Here is a 19,007-nt window from a genome sequence, read left to right on the forward strand (position 1 = left end):
GCACCACGATCAGGGCGACCGCGCCCCCGGCGACCGCGAGCCCGGCCGCGACGAGGCCGTCCACGGGCCATTCGCCGCGGGTCACGCCACCGACCGGGTTGTCGTTCAGCGCGACGTACACCGCCGCCGCGCCGACCGCCGTCCAACCCGCTGCCGTCCGCCCCCGTTGCATACCGACAGTCTCACCATCGGCGGCTGTGAGTCCTCTGAGCCGACCTGAGCCCGGTCTCAGGCGTTCACCGCCGCGGCGGATCGACGATCACGCTGCCGTTGGTCACCTTCCAGGTGCCTGAGACGACGCCGCCGGTGATGACGAGGTTCGCCTGTCTGGTGACAGCGGTCCGATGTTCCGGTGGCACGACGTGGGTGTCCTTGGTGCCCGGCCCGAGCACCCACGGGTCGTGACCCGGCAGCAGCCGGACCGCGTCACTGGGCTCGCTCCGCTCCAGGGCGGCCAGATCGTCGCTCAGCACGCAGAAGCCGCCCGGCAGGACCGGAACGAGCCGGTCGCCGAGCGCGGCGATCCAGGAGTCGATCCGTTTGCGGCCGGCGCTGAGCCCTCCACCGAGCCAGTAGTGGACGTGGTCGAGTGTGGCCGGACCGTAGTTGCGGTAGTAGTGCTCCACCGCGTGCAGGCCGGCCGCGTCGAGGTCGATGGCGGGCAGGTCGACCAGCTGGAGGCGGTTGTCGGCCGTCATGCTCAGGTCGCCCTGCCAGGCGAAGGCCTTGAACAGCGTGTCGGTCGGCACCTCGCGCAGGTGCCGGAAGCGCGGCGTCGCCGTGACGAACTGCCACAGGTCCGGCCCGGCCAGCGGCCCGCCGGCCAGCCCCGCACGCAGCCGAGCGCGCAGGTCGGGCCAGTCAGCCAGTCGCAGCTGGTAGAAGTCCTGCCAGCTCGGCCGCTCCCACTGGCGCCCGGCGGCACGCAACGTCAGGTAGGCCGCCGCGTCCTGGACGGTCATCAGGTGCACCGCGCCCCGGAAGGTCCAGGTCTTGATGATCGCGCCCGCGGCCTGGGCCCGGTCGAGGGAGTCGCGGGAAGATCCCCGCACCTCGACGGCGAGCGGCGCAGAGCCCACGGTCACCGCGCCGACCCGACGCACCACCTCGACGGCGGAGGCGTCCCCGCCGACGAGCAGCTGCCGGCGCATCCGCCAGGCCAGGGCGCCGGCCCAGGTGACGGTCATTTCCGCTGGCACAGCAGGTCGACGGACCGGTCCGACGAGGCGGCCACGGTCACGGTCGTGTCGATGCAGCCGTCGCCGAGACCCCGCACCGACAACCGGTAGCTGCCGGGGTCGAGGGTGAACGTGAACCCCTGGCCCGCCGGCACGTCCTGCCGGCCGACCTCGGCGCCGCCGCGCCGCACGATCACCGTCCCCGCCTCGCTGTGCGCCGTCGAGCCCGGTGGGCCGCCGGAGACGACGATCGTGCCGTGAACCGTCCCGGGCGGCCCGCCCGGGCCGCCACCGCAACCGGCCAGCACCAGCGCGGCGAGCACCACCGGGACCACGGAACGCGTCATGTAGTCAGTATCAGCACACCGTCGTCGTCGGTGTGCACGTCGTAGACCCGCAGCGGCGGCTGGCCGGTGCTCGAGCAGCCGGTTGCCAGGTCGTACACGTGCTGGTGCAGCGGGCAGATCACGACCTTCGCGTCGATCAGCCCGTCGGCGAGGGGTCCGCCGGCGTGCGGGCACACCGCGGACACCGCCCGCAGCGCACCGGACCGCAGCCGGAACACCGCGACCTGGTGGCCGTCGACGGCGTAGGCGCGGCCCTCACCGACGGGGATCTCCTCGACCGGCCCGAGCCGGTGGGTGCGCACCGCGTCCACGCTCATCGGACCGGCACCTGCGGCAGCACGACCAGCGGCAGCGACGTGCGGAACTGGCCCGGCACCGTCGGGTCGAGGCCTTCCTTCCACGGGTCGCGGTACGCGGCCACGGCGGCCTCCATCCGTTCGTCCAGGCCCGCCCCGAGCCCCTCACAGTCGTCCACGATCAGCGACCGGAGCCGCTCGATCCCCAGGCGCGGCACGAACGCGTAGGTGCGTTCGAGCCAGTTCGCGTTCTCCCGGTAGTACTGCAGGAACCGTCCCGTCAACGTCATCACCTCGGCCGGGGTGTCGACGGTGGCGAGCAGGTCACCCTTGCGGATGTGGGCGCCGGCCGCGCCGCCGACGTAGATCTCCCACCGGCCGCCGTCGATGGCCACGACGCCGAGGTCCTTCACGTACGCCTCGGCGCAGTTGCGCGGGCAGCCGGTGACGGCGAGCTTCATCTTCCCGGGGCTCTCCAGGCCCTGGAACCGGGTCTCGATCGCGATGCCGAGCGCGGTGGAGTCGCCGACGCCGAACCGGCAGTAGTCGGAGCCGACGCACGTCTTCACGGTGCGCATGCTCTTGCCGTACGCGTAGCCCGACGGCATGTCCAGGTCCGCCCAGACGGCCGGCAGGTCCTCCTTGCGGATGCCGAGCAGGTCGATGCGCTGCCCGCCGGTGAGCTTGACGAGGGGCACCGCGTACTTGTCGGCGACATCGGCGATGCGCCGCAGCTGCGCCGGGGTGGTGACGCCGCCCTTCATCTGCGGCACCACCGAGAACGTCCCGTCCCGCTGGATGTTGGCGTGGACCCGGTCGTTGATGAACCTGGCGCCGCGTTCGTCGACGTAGTCGTCGCCCCACAGCATCCGCAGCAGCGACACGAGCCCCATCTTGCTCTTCGCGTCCTCCTCACCGCCGGCGAGCGCGTCGAAGACGGCGGAGACACTGCGCAGGTTCTGGGCCCGGATCGCCGCGATGAGTTCCGGTTTCGGCAGCGGCACACCCGGCACGTACCAGTTGGCGGCCGGGTCCTCGTCCGCGGCGCCGCCGGCGGCCCAGTCCACGATCTGCTTGACCAGGGACTTGCAGGAGCCGCAGCCCTTCCCGGCCCGGGTGCGTTCCATGACCCCGGACAGCGTCTTGGTGGCCTTGACCGCCTCGGTGATCGCTGTCTTGCTCACGCCGTTGCAGTTGCAGACCTGGGCGTCACCGGCGAGTTCTTCGGCGCTTTCCGATGCGGTCGGCCCGCCGAGGTCGAACAGCAGCCGGACCCGTTCCTCCGGCAGCGGCAGCCCCTGGTCGAACGCCTGCATCAGGTAGCCGACCTTGCCGACGTCACCGAGCAGCGTCGCACCGACGAGCCGGCCGTCGCGGATGATGACGCTCTTGTACACCCCGCGGCCAGGCTCGGAGAACACCACGAACTCGTCGCCGGGCGCCGGGCTGGTGATCCCCATCGCGGCCACGTCGACGCCGGCGACCTTGAGTTTCGTCGCGGTCCGCGACCCGTGGTAGGCCGCCTGCGGGTTGACGCCGGTGAGGTGGTCGGCGAGCACCCGGGCCTGCTCCCACAGCGGCGCGACCAGGCCGTACGTCTCGCCGCGGTGCTGCACGCACTCCCCCACCGCGTAGATGTCGGGCTCGTCGAGGCAGCGCAGCTGGTCGTCCACGACGATGCCACGCTCGACGGTGAGGCCGCTGACCTCGGCGAGACCGGTGTTGGGCCGGATCCCGGCGGCGACGACGACCATGTCGCACGGGATCACGCGCCCGTCGGCGAACCGGACCCCCTCCACCTTTGCCTTTCCTTCGATCGCGGCGGTACGGGCGGCAAGCTCGACGGTGATCCCGAGCCGCTCGACGCTCGCCTTCAGGATCGCCCCGCCCTGGGCGTCCAACTGCGCGTTCATCAAATGCCCGGCGGCGTGCACGAGGGTCACGTGGACGCCGTACTGCTGCAACCCGCGGGCGGCCTCCAGACCGAGCAGCCCACCGCCGATGACGACGGCCCGCTCGTGGTCCCGCGCGTAGCGGATCATGCCGCGGGTGTCGTCGATCGTCCGGAACGTGAACACGCCCTGGTGGTAGCCGCGCCGCGGGTGGTGCATGTTCTCGATCGGCGGGATGAACGGCCGGCTGCCGGTGGCGACGATCAGCTTGTCGTAGCGCAGCTCGTTGCCGGCGTCGTCCAGCACGACCTTGCCGAACCGGTCGATGCGCTGGACTTTCACCCCGGCCCGCAGGTCGATGCCGTTCGTGGCGTACCAGGGCAGGCTGTTGAGGAAGATCCCGTCCTCCTCCTCGACTCCGGACAGCACGTTGCTCAACATGATCCGGTTGTAGTTGCCGTACGGCTCCTCACCGAACATCGTGATGTTGAATGTGTCGCGCCCTCCGCGTTCGAGGATCTCCTCCACCGCCCGCGCCCCGGCCATCCCGTTGCCGACGACCACGAGCCGCTGCTTCTCTGGCACGACTACACCTCCACCAGGCCGAGGTCCACGACGATCGACCCCGCGACGCCCTCCGGCGCGCCGACGAGCAGCTCCACGACCGTCCCACCGTCGAGGTCCTCGACGACCCGGAGCGGCACGTGCACGTCGCTCTTCGCGCCGATCGGGAAGTACCGCATCGGCCGCCCGTCCCGGGTCAGCACCACGTAGACGAGCTCACCGGTGGTGTTGCCGCCGCGGAAGTACACCGTCTGCGCGATCACCCCGGCCGGCACCGTGTAGACGAGCGCCGCGTCGAGGGGCACCGGCGACTCGATCCCCTTGCCGACGAACGGGAACACACCCTGCAGGAAACGTGGCGTCGTCTGCACCTCTGCCGTCCTCTCCGCAGGACCGGCACGGGCGGCCCTGACTGCCCCTGATGGTGTCCAGCCGCCGTTACACCCCAATACCGCACTTGTTACGCGCCGTGGTGCGAGTCCTCTTCGCCCCCTCCCGCACACTGTGAAGTGTGATCACACAACGGCTCCGGGTCGCCGCGTACGGCGTGTGCCAGCGGGACGAGCACCTCCTCCTGGCCCGGTGGGTCTCGCCGGACGGCTCCCGCCGGCACTGGACCCTGCCCGGCGGCAAGGTCGAACACGCCGAGGACCCGTTCGACGCGGTCGTCCGCGAGGTCGCCGAGGAGACGGGCTACGAGGTGGGTGTCGACGCGCTGCTCGGCGTGGACTCCCGGGCGAGGCAGGTGAAGTGGGGTGCCGAGCTGCACCACGTGGGCATCTTCTACCGGGTCCGGATCACCGGCGGCGAGCTGCGGCACGAGACCGGCGGCTCCACCGACCTGACCCGATGGGTCCCGATGACCGAGGTCCCCACCCTGCCACGTGCCGTTATCGTCGACGTCGGGCTCGAACTGCACCGTCGGCTGCCACCGAACGGCCACGTGGACCCGATCCAACCCGGCGGCCTCCTCCGGTACTGACTGGGTGATCGATCGGTGGCAGCCACCGTTCGGGCTATCCGCGTTTGCGCAGGGCGAAGACGCCCCAGCCGAGGTACTCGCGCTGATAGCGCACGTGCCGCACCGGGTCGGTGTCAAGTTCGGCGCGCAGCTGTGGGGCGAGCTCATCGTCCGGGTTGGCGTCCAGCCAGGTCCGGATGTTCAGCCAATGCGCGGCCGCGTACCGATCCCAGGAGTCCTGGCTGGCCAGCACCATCTCGACCAGGTCCCAGCCGAGGTCGTCACCGAAGTGGGCGACCAGCTCCGGCAGCGACCGGAAGTCGTCGCGGGTCTGCGCGTGGCACCCCTCGACGGTCTGCTGGTCGGGCGGGTCCAGCCGCCAGTACGGCTCGCCGATCAGCAGCATGCCGCCGGGACGCAAGCTGCGCTCCAGGATCTCGATGGTGCCGGCGACGCCGTCGCCGATCCAGGTGGCACCGATGCAGGCGACCACGTCGGCCGGTTCCGGCGCGACGAAGCCGGCCGCGTCGCCGTGGACGAACTCCACCGGAAGGCCGGCCGCGTGCTCGCGCGCCTCAGTGATGAACGCGGTGCTGATGTCCACGCCGATGCCCCGGATGCCGTGCGCCAGGTGCCAGCTGCGGAGCAGTTCGCCCTTGCCGCAGCACAGGTCGACGAGGCGATCGCCGGCCCGCAGCTTGATCGCCTGGCCGAGTGTGGCCAGCTTCGCGGGCGAGAACGGGTTGAGAATGCGAAGGTCACCCTCGCGGATGACGTGATGACGGGGAAGGTCCATGCCGGAGTGTCCTGTCTGAGGTCGTTGCGAATGCGAAGGTCGTCAAGGAATCGCAACGCAGCGGCATCAAATGCACCCACTCTCTGGACAGGTTTCCGCGCCACGCTAGATCCAGCCTGAAGGCCCGGCAACCGAAATATCAGGCTCGCCAACTCATGCTGACCCACCTTGCCCGCCATGCCGCAAATTGGTGGACGGCCACTATGTAGTGATACCGTGTAGCGGTACCAAGTGGTACGAGGTACCAGGCGGAGCAGGCGAGGAGGTGCGGTGGACGACCTGACGGAGATGTTGAAGGGCACCCTTGAGGGCTGTGTCCTGGAGATCATCGGCGGTGAGGAGACCTACGGCTACGCCATCACGCGCCGGCTGAACGAACTCGGCTTCGCCGACGTCGTCGAGGGAACCGTCTACACGATCCTGCTGCGGCTGGAGCGCAACGGGCTCGTCCAGGTGACGAAACGGCCGTCCGAGGTCGGGCCGCCGCGCAAGTTCTACGCCCTCAACGACGCCGGACGCGAGCAGCTCGCCACGTTCTGGGCGAAATGGCAGTACGTCTCATCACGCATCGACAGGCTCAAGGAGGGCGGGAGATGAGCTTCTGGGACACCATCACCGGCAACGATCTCACCAGGGAATGGCAGGCCTTCGAGGCCCGGGCCGCGGCGCTGCCCGAGGACCACCGGGCCGCGTGGGCACAGGTCCAGGACCACCTGTTCCCGTACGGGGACTTCACCGGCCGCAACCTGATGCCGATCGTCGACGCCGCTCTCGCGTTGCTCGAAGAAGGAGCGGCGGACGGGCTCGACATCGACGAGATCCTCGGCGACGACATCCCGGGCTTCGCCAGGGCGCTGGCCGGCGGCGCGGGCGCCCGGACCTACCGGGACCGGTGGCGGGAACAACTGAACAGCACCGTCGCACGGAAACTGGCCAGGTTGGGAGGCTGATGTGAGCATCCGGGACATCATCGAAGGCAAGCGGCAGTGGCGGGCGCAACTGGCCAGGGTCAAGGCGCTCCCACCGGACTACCGCATCGTCTACCAGGAGATGCAGAAGTACCTGTTCAAGGTCGGGCCGGTCGACCTGCTCGACGGGCGTCTGCTCACCGGGATCGTCGACTTCTTCGAGGAGGGAGCCGCGTCCGGCCGGGGGGTCCTGGACCTCATCGGCACCGACGTCGCTGCGTTCTGCGACGACCTGATCAAGGACTCCCGCACGTACGCGGACATCTACCAGGATTCCGTAAAAGGCTAGGCCGCCACCTTGACCCTGACACCGTGACAAGGTCTTCACTGGGGTGCAGGAGGTGGTTCCCGTCAACCGCACACAGCACCGTGACGCGCTGAGCGCCGGGAACGCGTCGACCCGGTTGCAGGCGGCCCTCGCCGCCGGTACCCACCCGGACCCCGGGCTTGTCGACGCGCTCGTGGCCCGGTGCGCCCTCGAACCGGACTTCTACGTCCGGGACATGCTCACCTGGGCGCTGACCCGCTTGCCGGCACAGGTCACCGTGCCCAGGCTGCTCCCGGAACTCGCCTCGGAGCACGCGCAGGCCCGCAGCCAGGCGCTGCACACCCTGTCCAAGATCGGGGACCGGGGCGCGTGGCCGGCGATCACCCGGGAGCTGCTGCGCGACGCCGACGACGAGGTCGCCCGCAGTGCCTGGCGGGCCGCCGTCGTCCTCGTGCCCGACGGGGAGCAGGCCGGGCTGGCCGCGGAACTCGTCACGCAGCTCGGCCGCGGCGGCCGCACCGTCCAGCTGAGCCTCAGCCGGGCCCTCGTCGCGCTGGCAGACGCGGCGGAGGCGGCGCTGGGGCCGGCGCTGGCGAGCGCCGACCCGGCCGTACGCGCGCATGCCAGGGCCACGCACCAGCTCCTGCAGGACCCGGACGCCGCGTTCGAGCCGGACGTCGAGGCGGCCCGGCGCATCGTCGCGCTCGGCCCAGCATGGGTCGAGACGGCCGCGTGCTGACCGGCGAGGAGGCGGCGTGCTGATCGGTGAGGTGGCCCGCCGCTCCGGGGTGAGCACCCGGATGCTGCGCCACTACGAGTCCCTCGGCCTGGTCCGGCCGTCGGGCCGCACCGTCGGCAACTACCGCGAGTACGAGGCCGACGACATCCGCCGGATCTTCCACGTGGAGAGCCTGCGGACGCTGGGCCTGTCGCTGCGGCAGGTCGCCCGCGCCCTGCAGGACCCCGGATTCGAACCGGCCGCGCTGGTCGGTGACCTCATCCGGCGCACCGAGGACCGGTTGCGGCGGGAGCAGGAGCTGCTGGAGCGGCTCCGGGCCGTCGACGCGTCCGCGCCCGGCGGCTGGCAGGGCGTCCTGCGCATCGTCGAGCTCCTGCACGGGCTCACCTCGCCCAGCGCCGCCCGCCGGCAGCAGGCGGTCCTCGCGCCGGCCGAGGACGCGCCGATCCCCACCGAGGTCCTCGCCCGGGCGGTCCTCGCCGAGTCCGACCCGAACGTCGCCGGTGCCCTGCGGTGGGCCCTGGCAAGGGCCGGCGGCGACGGCGTGGCGGGCCTCGCGCCCGGCGTGCGGTCCCCGGACGCCGGGGTCCGCCGGCGCGCGGTGATGGCGCTGGCCGAGCTGCCCGGCGACGACGCGACCGCGGCCCTCGCCGGCGCCCTCGGCGACCCGGACCCGGCGGTACGCGGGCCCGCCGCCCTTGCCCTCGGCGCCCGCGGTGTGACCGCCGCGGTGCCGGCGCTCATCGGGATGATCGTCGACGGCACCAACGACGTCGAGGCGGCCGAGGTCCTGGGCACCCTCGCCAGCGAGCCGGAGAGCACGGATGTCGCGGACCAGATCATGCGGGCCCTGACCGACGAGATCGCCGGAGCCGACGTCGCGGCGCGGATCCGGCTGACGCAGGCGCTCGCCGAGTTGCCGGCAGACCGTGCGCAGGTCGTGCTGCGGCAGCTGGAACACGACGCCGACCGGGTGGTCGCCCTCGTCGCGTCGGCCCTGCTGGGAGCCCTCAGCCGGTGATCACGACGTCATGAAAACGCTCACCGGGCGCAGCGGGGTGCGCAGCAGCGACCGGGCCAGGGTGCAGTCGAGACGGACGTCGAGGGGGCGGCCGGGCAGGACGTCGGCGCTGCGGGCGGCCGGGATCGACGCCGGGTCGAGGCCGTCCCGGGCGGCGACCATCAGGCCCAGGTCGTAGCGGCTGACCGGCTCCGGGCCGGTGACGTGCAGCGGGCCGGCCACGTCGGTGCCGGCGAGCTCGATGAGGGCGTCGGCGAGGTCGTCGACGTGGACCGGCATCCGGATCTCGTCGGTGAACAGGGCGCCGGTCACCGCGCCCGAGGACAGGGCGTGGGTGAGGACCTCGTGGGCGCCGCGGCCGTCGCCGAGGATCGTCGAGGTCCGCACCAGGACCGCCGCGGGGGCGATCGCCTGCACGGCGGTCTCGGCGGCGGCCTTCGCGGCACCGTACCGGTACGTCGGGTCCGGCAGGGCGTCCTCGGTGTAGTGGACCTCCCGGCCGGAGAACACGGCGTCGCTGGAGATGTGGACCAGCCGCGCACCGGTCGCGGCGGCGGCGAGCGCGACGTGGGCGGCGCCGTCGGCGAGGGACCGCCAGTCGCCGCGGTCCCGGCCGCCCGCCGTGTGGATCACGACGTCGGGTCGCAGGTCACGCACGGCGGCGTCGACCGCGGCCCGGTCGCGGATGTCGAGGCGCAGGTCCGCGGCCCCGGGGGTCGTGAAACACGTGCCGGTCGCGGTCCAGCCGGCGGCGCGGGCACGTTCGTACACCCGCCGACCCAACGAACCGGTCGAACCCGTCACCAGCATCCGCCCCGTCACGAACCGCACGATACCGGCTCAGGAGATCCGGGCGTGCAGGTGCATGTCGTGCCAGCCGTCGATGTGGCGGGCCTCGCCGCGTTTCGTGCCCTCCAGCACGTATCCGGCGCGGTCCGCGACCCGGCACGACGCGAGGTTCGCGGTGGAGTGGCAGACCTCGACCCGGTGCAGGCCCAGCTCGCCGAACGCCCAGCCGGTCAGCGCCGCCAGGGCCCGGCCCGCGACCCGGCGGCCGCGGGCGTGCGGCAGCACCCAGTACGACACCTCCGCCAGGGCCTCGACGAGGTCGATCCGGCGCAGGCTGATCTGCCCGGCGACGCGGCCGCCGTCGGTGACCGCCCAGCCGGCGCCGGACTCGGTCCGCCACCGCACCGGCCACCGGTCGATCCAGTCCCGGGCCTCGCCGGGCGTCATCGTCCGGCAGTGCCAGCGCTGGATGTCGGGGTCGGTGTACGCGGCGACGACGGTGTCCGCGTCCGCCGCCCGCCAGGGCCGCAGCCGCAACCCATCGGCACCGTCCAGGGACGGCTGGGTGAGCGCGGCGAGGGTCCCGGCGGGCAGCGCGGGTGTCACGAGCGACGGCACCCCCAGAACCTAGACGAGGGCCGCCTTCGCGGCGCGGCTGGCGTCGTCGACGAGGACCTCTCGTTGTCCGGCGGCGACCCCGTCGAGGGCGGTCGCGGCCACGGACGCCGGGTCCAGTTTCGGCACGTCGAACCCGGCCATCATGTCGGTGTCGGCGGCGCCCAGGTGCACGCCGGTGACGGCGGTGCCCTGCCGGGCCAGCTCGAGCCGGATACCGTTGGTCAGGCTCCACTGGGCGGCCTTCGCGGCGCTGTAGGCGTTGGCGCCGTCGTAGTTCGCCCACGACAGCAGCGACAGGACGTTGAGGATCGCGCCGCCGCCGTTGCGGGCCAGCACCGGCGCGAACGCCCGCACGACCTGCAGTGTGCCGAAGTAGTGCGTCTCCATCTCGAGCCGGATCTGGCGCAGATCGCCGTCGAGGAGGTTGGTGTACGTGGCCACGCCCGCGTTGTTGACGAGCAGGTTGACGTCCTGCGCGGCGTCGGCGGCGGCCGCGACGCTGCCGGGGTCGGTGATGTCCAGGCGCAGCACCCGCGCCCCGGGCAGGTCGACGCCGCGCGGGTCGCGGGCCGTCGCATACACCGCCGCCGCGCCACGGTTGAGCAGTTCCAGGGCGAAGTGCCGGCCGAGGCCACGGTTCGCGCCCGTGACGAGCGCAACCGATCCGTTGATCTCCATGTCGGCTACGCTAAAACCTGACGCTGACGTCAGAGGCAAGTGAGGGGCGCGCCACATGCGGATCGGTGAGCTGGCCGTCAAGGCCGGCGTCAGCGTGCGGGCGTTGCGCTACTACGAGGAGCAGGGCCTGCTCGGCGCCGCCCGCACCCCCAGCGGGCAGCGCACCTACCCCGACGGCGCCGTCGACCGGGTGGTGCTGGTGCAGCAGCTGTACGCGGCGGGCCTGTCCAGCCGCCGCATCCTGGAGCTGCTGCCGTGCGTGTACACCAGCTACGCCACCCCGCAGACCCTGGCGCTGCTCGCCTCCGAACGGGACCGCATCGACGCGCAGATCACCGGCCTCGCCGCCACCCGCGACCGCCTCGACGCCGTGATCGCCGCCGCGACGGCCAGCGTCACCGACGGCTGTGCTCCGAACCACTACCCGGAAAGTTGATGATGCCCTCATGACGTACGACCCGCGCGACCTGCTCGTCGCGAGCCGGCTCGGTGTCCTCGCCACGATCAAGGCCGACGGCCGTCCGCAGATGTCACCCGTCCTGCCGTTCTACGACCGGGCCGCCGGCGTCATCTACGTGTCGATGACGCAGGGCCGCGCGAAGACCGCGAACCTGCGCCGCGACCCACGCGCGACCCTGGAGGTCACCAGCCCCGACGGCACGGCGTGGGCGACCGCCGAGGGCATCGCGACGCTCACGGGGCCGGGCACCGACCCGCACGGCCCCGAGGTGAACACCCTCGTCGACTACTACCGCCGGGCCGCCGGCGAACACCCCGACTGGGACGAGTACCGGTCGGTGATGGTGTCCGACCGGCGGGTCCTGATGGTGATGACGGTCGAGCACGTGTACGGCGCCCAGATCTAGGCCTTCGCCGCGCCGAACCAGGTGGGCAGGTGCTTGCCGAGGTCCTCCTGGTCGGCGCCGACCCAGGCGACGTGCCCGTCGGGCCGCAGCAGCACCGCCGGCACGCTTTCGGCCACGCCTTTGGCGGCGTCGACCACGTGGTCGACCCGGTCCGTCCAGCCCGCCACCGACAGCCCGCCGGTCCGGTCCAGCAGCAGCCCACGGCCGGAGCGCAGCAGCTCATACAGACGGCCGTTGTGCATCGGCGCGTCCCGCAGCCGCCGGCCGAGGAGCGGGTGACCGTCGCCCAGGTCGTACCGGATCCCGATCGCGATGATCTTCTCGATGAGGTAGCTGTTCACCTCCTCGAAGTCCATCAGCCGCGTCACCAGACGGCGCACCGCCTGCGCGCCCGGGTCCAGTGACATCAGCTGCATCTGCGCGCGGGTGTTGTCCAGCACCTCGGCGGCGACCGGGTGCCGCTCGGTGTGGTACGTGTCGAGCAGCCCCTCCGGCGCCCACCCGCGCACCGCCGCGGCCAGCTTCCAGCCCAGGTTGAACGCGTCCTGGAGGCCGAGGTTGAGCCCCTGCCCACCGACCGGCGGGTGCACGTGCGCCGCGTCGCCGGCGAGCAGGACCCGGCCGGTCCGGTACCGCTCGGCGAGGCGGGTGGCGTTGCCGAACCGGGACAGCCAGCGCGGCGAGTGCACCCCGAGGTCGGTCCCGGCGGTCGCCCGCAGCTGCTGCCGGAACTCCTCGAACGACGGCGGCGTGACCCGGTCCTCGGCCACCCCGGCGGCGGGCACGACGACCCGGAACACGCCGTCGCCGAGCGGCATCGCCCCGAACCGCAGCTGGGTCCGGCGGACCTCGGCCATCACCGCGGCCAGCTCCTCCGCCGGCGCGGTCAGCTCCATCTCGCCCAGCAGCGTGTCGACCGTGGACGCCTCGCCGGGGAACCCGACCCCGGCGAGCTTGCGCACGGTGCTGCGGCCGCCGTCGCAGCCGACGAGGTACCGCGCCCGCAGCACCGTGCCGTCGGCGAGCTCGACGTCCACCCCGTCGCCGTCCTGGCCTTCGCTGTCCTGGCCTTCGACGGTCTGGTTGAACGCCACGAGTTCGGCGCCGGCGCGGATCTCGGCCCCGGCCTCGGTGGCGTGTTCGGTGAGCAGCCGGGAGGTGATGGTTTGCGGGATGCTCAGCACGTACGCGTGTGCGGTGTCCAACCGGTCCGGCTGCGGCCTGGTGATGCCGGCGAAGAACCCGCCGAGCGGATGTTTGCGGCCGAGCGCGAGGAACCGGTCCAGCAGCCCCCGCTGATCCATGATCTCGATGGTGCGGGCGTGGATGCCGAGCGCGCGGACCACCTTCGTCGGTTCGGTCTCCTTCTCCAGCACGAGCACACTCACGCCGTGCAGCCGCAGCTCCCCGGCCAGCATCATGCCGGTCGGCCCCCCACCGGCGACGATCACGTCAAACATCTCGACCACGAGAACCCCCAGATTTGCCGCGAATCCCTGATTTCGTCAGGTTCTGGCCACGGCTGGAGATTCTGCGCCCTCACCCGGGTCTTGCCGCAAGCCCCGGGGTGCGATATACGTTAAATGTGGCAAGGAGATGGTTCTCCTTGCCTTTCCTGTTTCCCGAGGTCGGCGACGTGGAAGACGAGCGCGCCGCGATCGGCGTGCTCGGTCCGGTCGACCCGCACGCACGCTCCCGGGTCCGTGTCGGTTGGCGGGCTCAGCGGCCACCGAGGCCGATCGTTTCGGCGTGGCTCGGGGACAGGGCGATCGGCCCGACCCAGCACACGACGGTCGCGGCGATCTGGGCGATCTGGGCGCGGGCCGGATGGTCCGGGTGGCCCGGTTGCCGGGTTCAGTGGTCGTGGTCGTGGTCGGTGGGCGGGGCGGCGGGCAGGAGCAGGATACGGGAAACTGTCCCGATGTCTGCTGAGTACACCCAAAGTGACCAGTTCCGTGATGCCCGCATCCACATGTGCGACCTCTCCGGCCTCGAGATTCGCGATTGCGACGTCACCGGCCTGAAGATCGTGGACTGCTATGGGGGCAACGTCTCCCTCGGTGGCGGCTTCGAGCGTGTCGTTGTCAACGACGTCGACGTGACCGCCTACGTCGAGGCCGAGCTCGACCGGCTGCATCCCAACCGGGTGCTGGCCCGTGAGGCCACGTCCGCCGCCGAATACCGGGCCGCTTGGGATGCCATCGAGAAGCAATGGGAGGAGACGCTCGACCGCGCCAGGCGCCTACCCGAGGCGAAGCTGCACGAGCAGGTCGACGGCGAGTGGTCGTTCGTCGAGACGCAGCGGCATCTGCTGATGGCCGCCGATGCCTGGATCGGCAACGCCGTGCTCGAGGAGGACGCGCCGTACCACCCGTTGGGCCTTCCTGGCGGCGGGATGCCGGCCGAAGCATCGGCGAAGCTCGGGCTCACCCTCGATGCCACCCCGACGCTCGACGAGGTACTCGCGCCGCGGCTGGCCCGCATGGCCACGGTGCGCCGAGCCGTCGACGGGCTCACCGAGGCCGAGCTCGACCGGGTATGTGGTCGCAAGCCGGCCGACCCCTACCCGGACAAGGACTACGTCGTGCGCCGCTGCCTCACTGTGGTGTGCAAGGAAGAGGCCGAGCATCACCGGTACGCGGTCCGCGACCTCACCGTGCTCGAGGCCGGTGCCCGAACCGAGTGAAGGCGCGTCCCGGCAATGGACGGCGATCTCGCGATCCTGCGCTTGCCGGAGCCCCTCATCGCACCCGCACTGCCCAGCCAGGGCGCGGTGCCGACCGGCGAGGTAGTCACGACTGGCTACGGAACGACCAGCAACGCGGGCTTCCCCAACGAACGACGCGAGGTCTTCCTCGATGTCACGCCGCGGTGGACCTGCGAAGCCATCTACCAGTTCGTGGAGCCGATCACGCCCGGAATGAACTGCACCCGCAAGTCCGGCCCAGACGGCCGGAGCATGCGGCACTGGGTGGTGTCGTCATCGGAATCGTCTCCTGAAGTATCTCTTGCCAGTGCGGCAACCCGACCTATCCCACCGTGAAATAGGAATGTTCTCAGCGCCGAACCTGGATGAGCGGCAACGTGGGGAGGTAGCCGGCGGTTCATCCACCTGCCTTCAGCCGGGACGCGAGGCGGCGGGGCGCCTGCACGCGATAGCTGTCCGTCACCAGCTCGGCAACCTCGACCCAGTCCGTCTCGTCGTCCAGCACCATTCCCACGACATTCACACCCCAGTCGGCCCGGAAGAACGGAGGGCCGGCATGCGCCAGCGCGGCCAACTCCCCGGGCGGCGCCCGGAAGGTCATCAGGATGGCCGGATCGTCCGTATCGATGTACGCCGACCGCCTCCCGTCGGTGGTGTAGACGTGCAGGAACGTCCGCCGGCGAATCCGCCACCGCAGGCCGATCCACGCCGGCTCCTCGTATGCCTCGGGCAGCTCCCCGCAGATCACCCGGAGCCGGCCCACAACGGCGGGTGGAACGTCCGCGATGTCGCTCATCTGTACCTCCCGCGCCCATCCTGCCCGCCGAGTAGGACATCAGCAGCCCGGCCGGTGAACCCGACGGGGTCGGGCGGCAGCTGGGCCGGTGCGGCCGGCGGCGGCAGACCCGGTCGGGTCCGCCGGGAGCCGGCACCGCGCAGCACCTGCCGGTGCGCCTCGCGCAGGTCGGCCAGGTCGAGCACGGCCGTCACCCGCGCCGTGTGGAGGGCGACGACGGCCGGCAGCTGCTGGAGCCGGCTGTCCAGGCCGGCCAGCACCGGTCCACGCCACAGCGCCAGCGCCCGCCGATCCCCGTGACCCTTGGTGGGTGCGGCGCATGTAACGGCTTACCCATCCAGATCGGCCGTTGTTTTCCGGAGTTGGCTCAGCCACTCGACGCCGAGGCGGCGGCCGTCGGGGAATTGGTCGGCTCGGTCCCAGCGCCACGTCGTGATCACCGCCAGCACGAGGGTCCGGCAGTCTCGGAGCAGCTGGTGGTCGATGTCCGGGTAGTGGTCTGCGACCTCGTCGGGCGCGTGAGCGACGTCGAACTCGACCGGCCCCCGGCAGCAGGTCTCGAAGTCGATGAACAGCGGGCCGTTCCGGGTCACGAGCAGGTTGCCCGGGTGGGGTTCGCCGTGCAGGAGCTGCTCCGGGCGGCCGCTGACGCTGACCGCGCGTCGCAGGCGGTCCAACGTGCCGGCGAGGAAGGCCCGGTCCAGGTGCGCCAGTTCCGGTGTTCTGGCCTTGTCGGCCACGAGCGCCTGGGCCGCGGAGACCCGGTCCGTGAAATGCGGTGCCGGCAGGTCGACCTTGCGCATTCCGGTGTGCAGGCGTTCGAGCGCGCCGGCGTATTCCACGCTTGACGGCGATCGGGCAGCCACCGGTTCGTAGTAGGTCCAGAGGGTGACGACGTAGTCGCCCTCGTCAAAGACCTCGGGCGATGCCAGCGCGGCCACCGGGCTCCCGACCTCGGCCAACCGCCCGGCGACATCCACTTCGAGCTGGGCGCACTGGTGAGCGGCCGGCGCTACCCGGGCGAGCACGTCGCAGGGCTGCAGCCGCAGGGTGAGCGTGTTCGAGTTGTGCAGGACGGCGGCGTCGTGGGCGGTCAGGCCGAGCCGTGCGGCGCTGGACATCGCTGCCCGTGTTGCCCGCTGGGTTTCATGTTCCTGCATTGGAGCACCGTAGGTCAGTGTTCGTGGCGCAGCAGCCGTGTTTCGGGCGCCCGGTCCAAGGCGTCCGCCAACAGTTCGTAGGTCTCCTGCACCGCCCCGACCGCGCTCGGCACCACCACCGTCGCTGGGCGTTGACGGACGAGGTCCATCAGGTTGTCGTACATGGCTGCGAGCACGACGTGCCCGCCGCCCAGCTCGATGAGACGGTGGTGGTGGCGGATCCACGGGTCGTCGCTGTGCTGGGCGCGGTGGTCGAACCGTGCGATCGCCGCTTCCCGGTCGTCGAGCAGGACGACTTCGCGGAAGCCGGCCCCGTGCCGGTGTGCGAGCTTCTCGAGCTCGATGACCTCGTCGACCTTGGCGTGGTACTGGGGCAGGACGACATCGCGTCCGCCCTCCAGATGGGTTTTCGTCATGGCCCGGACCAGGGACCACACGACCGGCCAGGTGTCGATGTCCTCGTCCTGCCAGCCGCCGACCAGGCGGTGCAGGGCGTCGACGTCAAGGTTCAACGTGCCGGGATTCCGGTCCGCGTACAGCGCCGACAGGGTGGACTTGCCGATGCCCGGCGGGCCGTTCAGATGGATGAGCCGCGCCATCCGTCACCTCCGTCGATCGCGATGCCACCGACCTGCGCTTCCAGTCGCGAGGCGGAACAAGCGTGACATGGTCGGGCGCTCCGGAGTTCCGGGATTCGCGCGCATAACAGTGATTATGGTGTACGCCGTCCGGATGGCTTTACTGGATTATCGGTAATCGCAATCCGGCAATGCGGCGTGTCGTGCGGCTGGAATGTTCGCGGGCGCCTACGCTCACGGCCGTGGGAGACAAGAAGGAACGCGGTGCGGCGACGCCGGCGCGCGGGATCCGGGTCGACGCGCGGATCGACGCCGTCGACCCGGACCAGACCCGGGATGCGATCGGCAACCGGACCGGGAATCGGGCTCAGGACCGACTCCCGGATCGAGCGCAGGGCGAGACGTGGGACCAGGCCTCGGATCGGACCCACGACGGAAGGGCTCAGAACCGACCCCGGGACCAGTTCTCGGACCAGGCCCAGGAGGAACGGGCTGGGAACTGGTCGGCGGAGCGGTCCCTGGAGCGGTCCGTGGATCAGGACGGGGACGAGCGGCCGTGTGCGCACTGCGGCCGGCCGGTGCCGCAGCGCAACGCCGCCGGGCGGCCGTTCCGGTACTGCCGCGACAACGACGGTGAGTGCCAGCGGGCCGCGCGCAATGCCCGGCTGCGGCACCGGGCCTCCCCCGGGTTGAGTGGGCAGGTGGCCCGGGCGTTCGAGGTCGCCGAGCGGCTCGACCAGGTCGTGGACACGCTCGTCGAGGCGCTGCACGCGGAGCTGTCCCCCGCCGGCGTCGAACGGCAGATCGCGCATGCCAGGGCCGAGGCCGCCGCCGGGGTCCTGACCGCGCACGCCGAACGGGACGACGCCCGCGCCGCCGTCCAGCACGCCCAGGCGACGGCGAAGGCCGCCGAGGCCGCGACCCGCGCCGCTGAGGCGGTGGCGGCCTTCGCCCGGGAGGAGGCAGCCACCGCGCGGGAGGACGCCGCGGCCGCGCACGCCGCCGCCGGCGACGCCCGGCAGGCCGCCGAACACGCCGCCGAGCAGGCACGGCACAGCGTCCGGCAGGCGGCGGAGGAGGCGGCGGTGCAGGTCGCCGAGGCGCACCACAGCGCCGCTCAGGTGGTTGCCGAGGCGCAACGCGACGCGGCGCTGCGGGTCGACGCGGCGCAGGGCGCGGCCCGCGACGCCGACGCCGCCCTCGCGGTCGCGACCGTTGAACGGGACACGGCCCGGCGGGAGGCGGCGACGGAGGCGGCGTTGCGGGCGGAGGCGTACCGGGAACGCGACACCGCCCGGGCCGCCGCCGACACCGAGGCGCGGGAACGGCAGCGGGTGGAACGGGACCTGGCCGGGCGGGCGGACGAAGCGACCCGGCTCCGGCGGCGCTTCGAGCAGTCCCAGGCGACCGCGGAGCGGTTGCACGAGGACAACACACGACTGCAGGGTGATATCCGCCGGCTGGAGGGTGAACTTGACCGGGCCCGGGACCGGGCGGAGGACCTCCGCACGCAGCTGGCGCGGGCGGTGGAGCGGGAGGTGACGGCGCAGGCGCAGCTGCAACAGCAGCTCACGACGCTGAGCGGGGCGCTCGCGCAACTGACCGGTTCCCGTCAACCGGGTGTGTCACCTGCCGAAACTACGGGTGGTGAGGCGCGCCACGGCGCTGCCTAACTGGTCGATCATTGAAACCCAACGTAAAATAACCGTACCGACCCGGCGACTGGACTACCGCAGGTCCCGGAAGGTCGTGTAATCTGCCCGCCCGCAGTGGGAATCGTCAGAC

At 71.7% G+C, this 19,007-nt stretch carries 25 protein-coding genes; 11 read left to right on the forward strand and 14 right to left on the reverse strand.

Annotated elements, in window-relative coordinates; all coding sequences use genetic code 11:
• Window positions 1-236 precede the first annotated feature (236 nt).
• Genes Dsi01nite_RS34150 through Dsi01nite_RS34170 form a run of 5 tightly spaced genes read right to left on the reverse strand, consistent with a single transcriptional unit; the run spans window position 237 to window position 4,648 of the window.
• Window positions 237-1,187: a DNA glycosylase AlkZ-like family protein gene (locus Dsi01nite_RS34150; RefSeq protein WP_203850465.1), complete on the reverse strand. Its 951-nt coding sequence runs from the start codon at window positions 1,185-1,187 to the stop codon at window positions 237-239.
• Window positions 1,184-1,525, reverse strand: coding sequence for a hypothetical protein (locus tag Dsi01nite_RS34155; RefSeq protein WP_203850466.1), 342 nt, complete (start codon window positions 1,523-1,525; stop codon window positions 1,184-1,186). Before Dsi01nite_RS34155 ends, Dsi01nite_RS34150 begins: the two co-directional genes overlap by 4 nt.
• Window positions 1,522-1,842: a Rieske (2Fe-2S) protein gene (locus tag Dsi01nite_RS34160; RefSeq protein WP_203850467.1), complete on the reverse strand. Its 321-nt coding sequence runs from the start codon at window positions 1,840-1,842 to the stop codon at window positions 1,522-1,524. The genes Dsi01nite_RS34155 and Dsi01nite_RS34160 overlap by 4 nt, the downstream gene beginning before the upstream one ends.
• The gene (gene nirB, locus Dsi01nite_RS34165; RefSeq protein ID WP_239136373.1) at window positions 1,839-4,298 is read right to left on the reverse strand and encodes a nitrite reductase large subunit NirB; all 2,460 of its coding nucleotides are present in this window, start codon (window positions 4,296-4,298) and stop codon (window positions 1,839-1,841) included. The genes Dsi01nite_RS34160 and nirB overlap by 4 nt, the downstream gene beginning before the upstream one ends.
• A gap of 2 nt (window positions 4,299-4,300) precedes the next feature.
• Complete coding sequence (locus tag Dsi01nite_RS34170; protein ID WP_203850468.1) at window positions 4,301-4,648, reverse strand: molybdopterin oxidoreductase; 348 nt, start codon at window positions 4,646-4,648, stop codon at window positions 4,301-4,303.
• A gap of 140 nt (window positions 4,649-4,788) precedes the next feature.
• Here Dsi01nite_RS34170 and Dsi01nite_RS34175 point away from each other — a divergent pair, with 140 nt between their 5' ends.
• Window positions 4,789-5,259 carry an NUDIX hydrolase gene (locus Dsi01nite_RS34175; RefSeq protein ID WP_203850469.1) on the forward strand — a complete coding sequence of 157 codons (471 nt, stop codon included), beginning with the start codon at window positions 4,789-4,791 and terminating at the stop codon, window positions 5,257-5,259.
• A gap of 34 nt (window positions 5,260-5,293) precedes the next feature.
• On the opposite strand, the gene Dsi01nite_RS34180 is transcribed toward Dsi01nite_RS34175, so the two are convergent.
• Window positions 5,294-6,034, reverse strand: a complete 741-nt coding sequence (locus Dsi01nite_RS34180) for an SAM-dependent methyltransferase (protein WP_203850470.1) — start codon at window positions 6,032-6,034, stop codon at window positions 5,294-5,296.
• A gap of 270 nt (window positions 6,035-6,304) precedes the next feature.
• On the opposite strand from Dsi01nite_RS34180, the gene Dsi01nite_RS34185 reads away from it, so the two are divergent.
• From Dsi01nite_RS34185 to Dsi01nite_RS34205, 5 genes are read left to right on the forward strand one after another with little or no spacing between them, the layout of a single operon-like run.
• The gene (locus Dsi01nite_RS34185) at window positions 6,305-6,631 is read left to right on the forward strand and encodes a PadR family transcriptional regulator (protein WP_203850471.1); all 327 of its coding nucleotides are present in this window, start codon (window positions 6,305-6,307) and stop codon (window positions 6,629-6,631) included.
• Window positions 6,628-6,984, forward strand: coding sequence for a DUF1048 domain-containing protein (locus Dsi01nite_RS34190; RefSeq protein ID WP_203850472.1), 357 nt, complete (start codon window positions 6,628-6,630; stop codon window positions 6,982-6,984). The genes Dsi01nite_RS34185 and Dsi01nite_RS34190 overlap by 4 nt, the downstream gene beginning before the upstream one ends.
• Window position 6,985: 1 nt before the next feature.
• Window positions 6,986-7,291: a DUF1048 domain-containing protein gene (locus Dsi01nite_RS34195; RefSeq protein WP_203850473.1), complete on the forward strand. Its 306-nt coding sequence runs from the start codon at window positions 6,986-6,988 to the stop codon at window positions 7,289-7,291.
• Window positions 7,292-7,343: 52 nt separating this feature from the next.
• Complete coding sequence (locus Dsi01nite_RS34200) at window positions 7,344-8,009, forward strand: HEAT repeat domain-containing protein (protein ID WP_203850474.1); 666 nt, start codon at window positions 7,344-7,346, stop codon at window positions 8,007-8,009.
• A gap of 16 nt (window positions 8,010-8,025) precedes the next feature.
• Window positions 8,026-9,030, forward strand: a complete 1,005-nt coding sequence (locus Dsi01nite_RS34205) for a MerR family transcriptional regulator (protein ID WP_203850475.1) — start codon at window positions 8,026-8,028, stop codon at window positions 9,028-9,030.
• On the opposite strand, the gene Dsi01nite_RS34210 is transcribed toward Dsi01nite_RS34205, so the two are convergent.
• The 3 genes from Dsi01nite_RS34210 to Dsi01nite_RS34220 are packed head-to-tail and all read right to left on the reverse strand — an operon-like array spanning window position 9,031 to window position 11,115.
• Window positions 9,031-9,852 carry a sugar nucleotide-binding protein gene (locus Dsi01nite_RS34210; RefSeq protein ID WP_203850476.1) on the reverse strand — a complete coding sequence of 274 codons (822 nt, stop codon included), beginning with the start codon at window positions 9,850-9,852 and terminating at the stop codon, window positions 9,031-9,033.
• Between the two features lie 18 nt (window positions 9,853-9,870).
• Window positions 9,871-10,437 (reverse strand): GNAT family N-acetyltransferase, encoded by a 567-nt coding sequence (locus Dsi01nite_RS34215; RefSeq protein ID WP_203850477.1) that lies wholly within the window; start codon window positions 10,435-10,437, stop codon window positions 9,871-9,873.
• A 9-nt stretch (window positions 10,438-10,446) separates the two neighbouring features.
• Window positions 10,447-11,115, reverse strand: coding sequence for an SDR family oxidoreductase (locus tag Dsi01nite_RS34220; RefSeq protein WP_203850478.1), 669 nt, complete (start codon window positions 11,113-11,115; stop codon window positions 10,447-10,449).
• A 55-nt stretch (window positions 11,116-11,170) separates the two neighbouring features.
• On the opposite strand from Dsi01nite_RS34220, the gene Dsi01nite_RS34225 reads away from it, so the two are divergent.
• Window positions 11,171-11,551 carry a MerR family transcriptional regulator gene (locus Dsi01nite_RS34225; protein WP_203850479.1) on the forward strand — a complete coding sequence of 127 codons (381 nt, stop codon included), beginning with the start codon at window positions 11,171-11,173 and terminating at the stop codon, window positions 11,549-11,551.
• A 10-nt stretch (window positions 11,552-11,561) separates the two neighbouring features.
• Window positions 11,562-11,981, forward strand: coding sequence for a PPOX class F420-dependent oxidoreductase (locus Dsi01nite_RS34230; protein WP_203850480.1), 420 nt, complete (start codon window positions 11,562-11,564; stop codon window positions 11,979-11,981).
• Here Dsi01nite_RS34230 and rox read toward each other — a convergent pair.
• Window positions 11,978-13,441, reverse strand: coding sequence for a rifampin monooxygenase (gene rox, locus Dsi01nite_RS34235; protein WP_203850481.1), 1,464 nt, complete (start codon window positions 13,439-13,441; stop codon window positions 11,978-11,980). The genes Dsi01nite_RS34230 and rox overlap by 4 nt on opposite strands.
• Before the next feature lie 176 nt (window positions 13,442-13,617).
• On the opposite strand from rox, the gene Dsi01nite_RS34240 reads away from it, so the two are divergent.
• Together Dsi01nite_RS34240 and Dsi01nite_RS34245 are read left to right on the forward strand one after the other, a co-directional pair.
• Entirely contained in the window at window positions 13,618-14,667 is a 1,050-nt protein-coding gene (locus tag Dsi01nite_RS34240; RefSeq protein WP_203850482.1) for a DinB family protein, read from the forward strand.
• Window positions 14,668-14,682: 15 nt separating this feature from the next.
• Window positions 14,683-15,024: a trypsin-like serine protease gene (locus tag Dsi01nite_RS34245; RefSeq protein ID WP_203850483.1), complete on the forward strand. Its 342-nt coding sequence runs from the start codon at window positions 14,683-14,685 to the stop codon at window positions 15,022-15,024.
• A gap of 61 nt (window positions 15,025-15,085) precedes the next feature.
• Here Dsi01nite_RS34245 and Dsi01nite_RS34250 read toward each other — a convergent pair whose 3' ends face one another.
• From Dsi01nite_RS34250 to Dsi01nite_RS34265, 4 genes are read right to left on the reverse strand one after another with little or no spacing between them, the layout of a single operon-like run.
• Entirely contained in the window at window positions 15,086-15,484 is a 399-nt protein-coding gene (locus Dsi01nite_RS34250; protein ID WP_203850484.1) for an MmcQ/YjbR family DNA-binding protein, read from the reverse strand.
• Window positions 15,481-15,765 carry a hypothetical protein gene (locus tag Dsi01nite_RS34255; protein WP_275423435.1) on the reverse strand — a complete coding sequence of 95 codons (285 nt, stop codon included), beginning with the start codon at window positions 15,763-15,765 and terminating at the stop codon, window positions 15,481-15,483. The genes Dsi01nite_RS34250 and Dsi01nite_RS34255 overlap by 4 nt, the downstream gene beginning before the upstream one ends.
• Window positions 15,766-15,813: 48 nt before the next feature.
• On the reverse strand, window positions 15,814-16,644 hold the full coding sequence (locus Dsi01nite_RS34260) for a phosphotransferase family protein (protein ID WP_203850486.1): 831 nt from the start codon (window positions 16,642-16,644) through the stop codon (window positions 15,814-15,816).
• 14 nt (window positions 16,645-16,658) lie between these two features.
• A complete protein-coding gene (locus Dsi01nite_RS34265) occupies window positions 16,659-17,243 on the reverse strand; it encodes an AAA family ATPase (RefSeq protein WP_203850487.1) in 585 nt (194 codons plus the stop codon).
• Window positions 17,244-17,752: 509 nt separating this feature from the next.
• Between Dsi01nite_RS34265 and Dsi01nite_RS34270 the strand changes: the two genes are divergently transcribed.
• The gene (locus tag Dsi01nite_RS34270; protein WP_203850488.1) at window positions 17,753-18,895 is read left to right on the forward strand and encodes a hypothetical protein; all 1,143 of its coding nucleotides are present in this window, start codon (window positions 17,753-17,755) and stop codon (window positions 18,893-18,895) included.
• Window positions 18,896-19,007 lie beyond the last annotated feature (112 nt).

It is taken from the genome of Dactylosporangium siamense (genome assembly GCF_016862795.1).
Classification (GTDB): Bacteria; Actinomycetota; Actinomycetes; order Mycobacteriales; family Micromonosporaceae; genus Dactylosporangium; species Dactylosporangium siamense.

What these genes read in the sequence shown, in the direction of transcription:
- Dsi01nite_RS34150 (WP_203850465.1), bottom strand. Translation starts at nt 1,187, where the DNA reads ATGACCGTCACCTGGGCCGGCGCCCTGGCCTGGCGGATGCGCCGGCAG.
- Dsi01nite_RS34155 (WP_203850466.1), bottom strand. Translation starts at nt 1,525, where the DNA reads ATGACGCGTTCCGTGGTCCCGGTGGTGCTCGCCGCGCTGGTGCTGGCC.
- Dsi01nite_RS34160 (WP_203850467.1), bottom strand. Translation starts at nt 1,842, where the DNA reads ATGAGCGTGGACGCGGTGCGCACCCACCGGCTCGGGCCGGTCGAGGAG.
- Dsi01nite_RS34180 (WP_203850470.1), bottom strand. Translation starts at nt 6,034, where the DNA reads ATGGACCTTCCCCGTCATCACGTCATCCGCGAGGGTGACCTTCGCATT.
- Dsi01nite_RS34190 (WP_203850472.1), top strand. Translation starts at nt 6,628, where the DNA reads ATGAGCTTCTGGGACACCATCACCGGCAACGATCTCACCAGGGAATGG.
- Dsi01nite_RS34220 (WP_203850478.1), bottom strand. Translation starts at nt 11,115, where the DNA reads ATGGAGATCAACGGATCGGTTGCGCTCGTCACGGGCGCGAACCGTGGC.
- Dsi01nite_RS34225 (WP_203850479.1), top strand. Translation starts at nt 11,171, where the DNA reads ATGCGGATCGGTGAGCTGGCCGTCAAGGCCGGCGTCAGCGTGCGGGCG.
- Dsi01nite_RS34230 (WP_203850480.1), top strand. Translation starts at nt 11,562, where the DNA reads ATGACGTACGACCCGCGCGACCTGCTCGTCGCGAGCCGGCTCGGTGTC.
- rox (WP_203850481.1), bottom strand. Translation starts at nt 13,441, where the DNA reads ATGTTTGACGTGATCGTCGCCGGTGGGGGGCCGACCGGCATGATGCTG.
- Dsi01nite_RS34245 (WP_203850483.1), top strand. Translation starts at nt 14,683, where the DNA reads ATGGACGGCGATCTCGCGATCCTGCGCTTGCCGGAGCCCCTCATCGCA.
- Dsi01nite_RS34250 (WP_203850484.1), bottom strand. Translation starts at nt 15,484, where the DNA reads ATGAGCGACATCGCGGACGTTCCACCCGCCGTTGTGGGCCGGCTCCGG.
- Dsi01nite_RS34260 (WP_203850486.1), bottom strand. Translation starts at nt 16,644, where the DNA reads ATGCAGGAACATGAAACCCAGCGGGCAACACGGGCAGCGATGTCCAGC.
- Dsi01nite_RS34265 (WP_203850487.1), bottom strand. Translation starts at nt 17,243, where the DNA reads ATGGCGCGGCTCATCCATCTGAACGGCCCGCCGGGCATCGGCAAGTCC.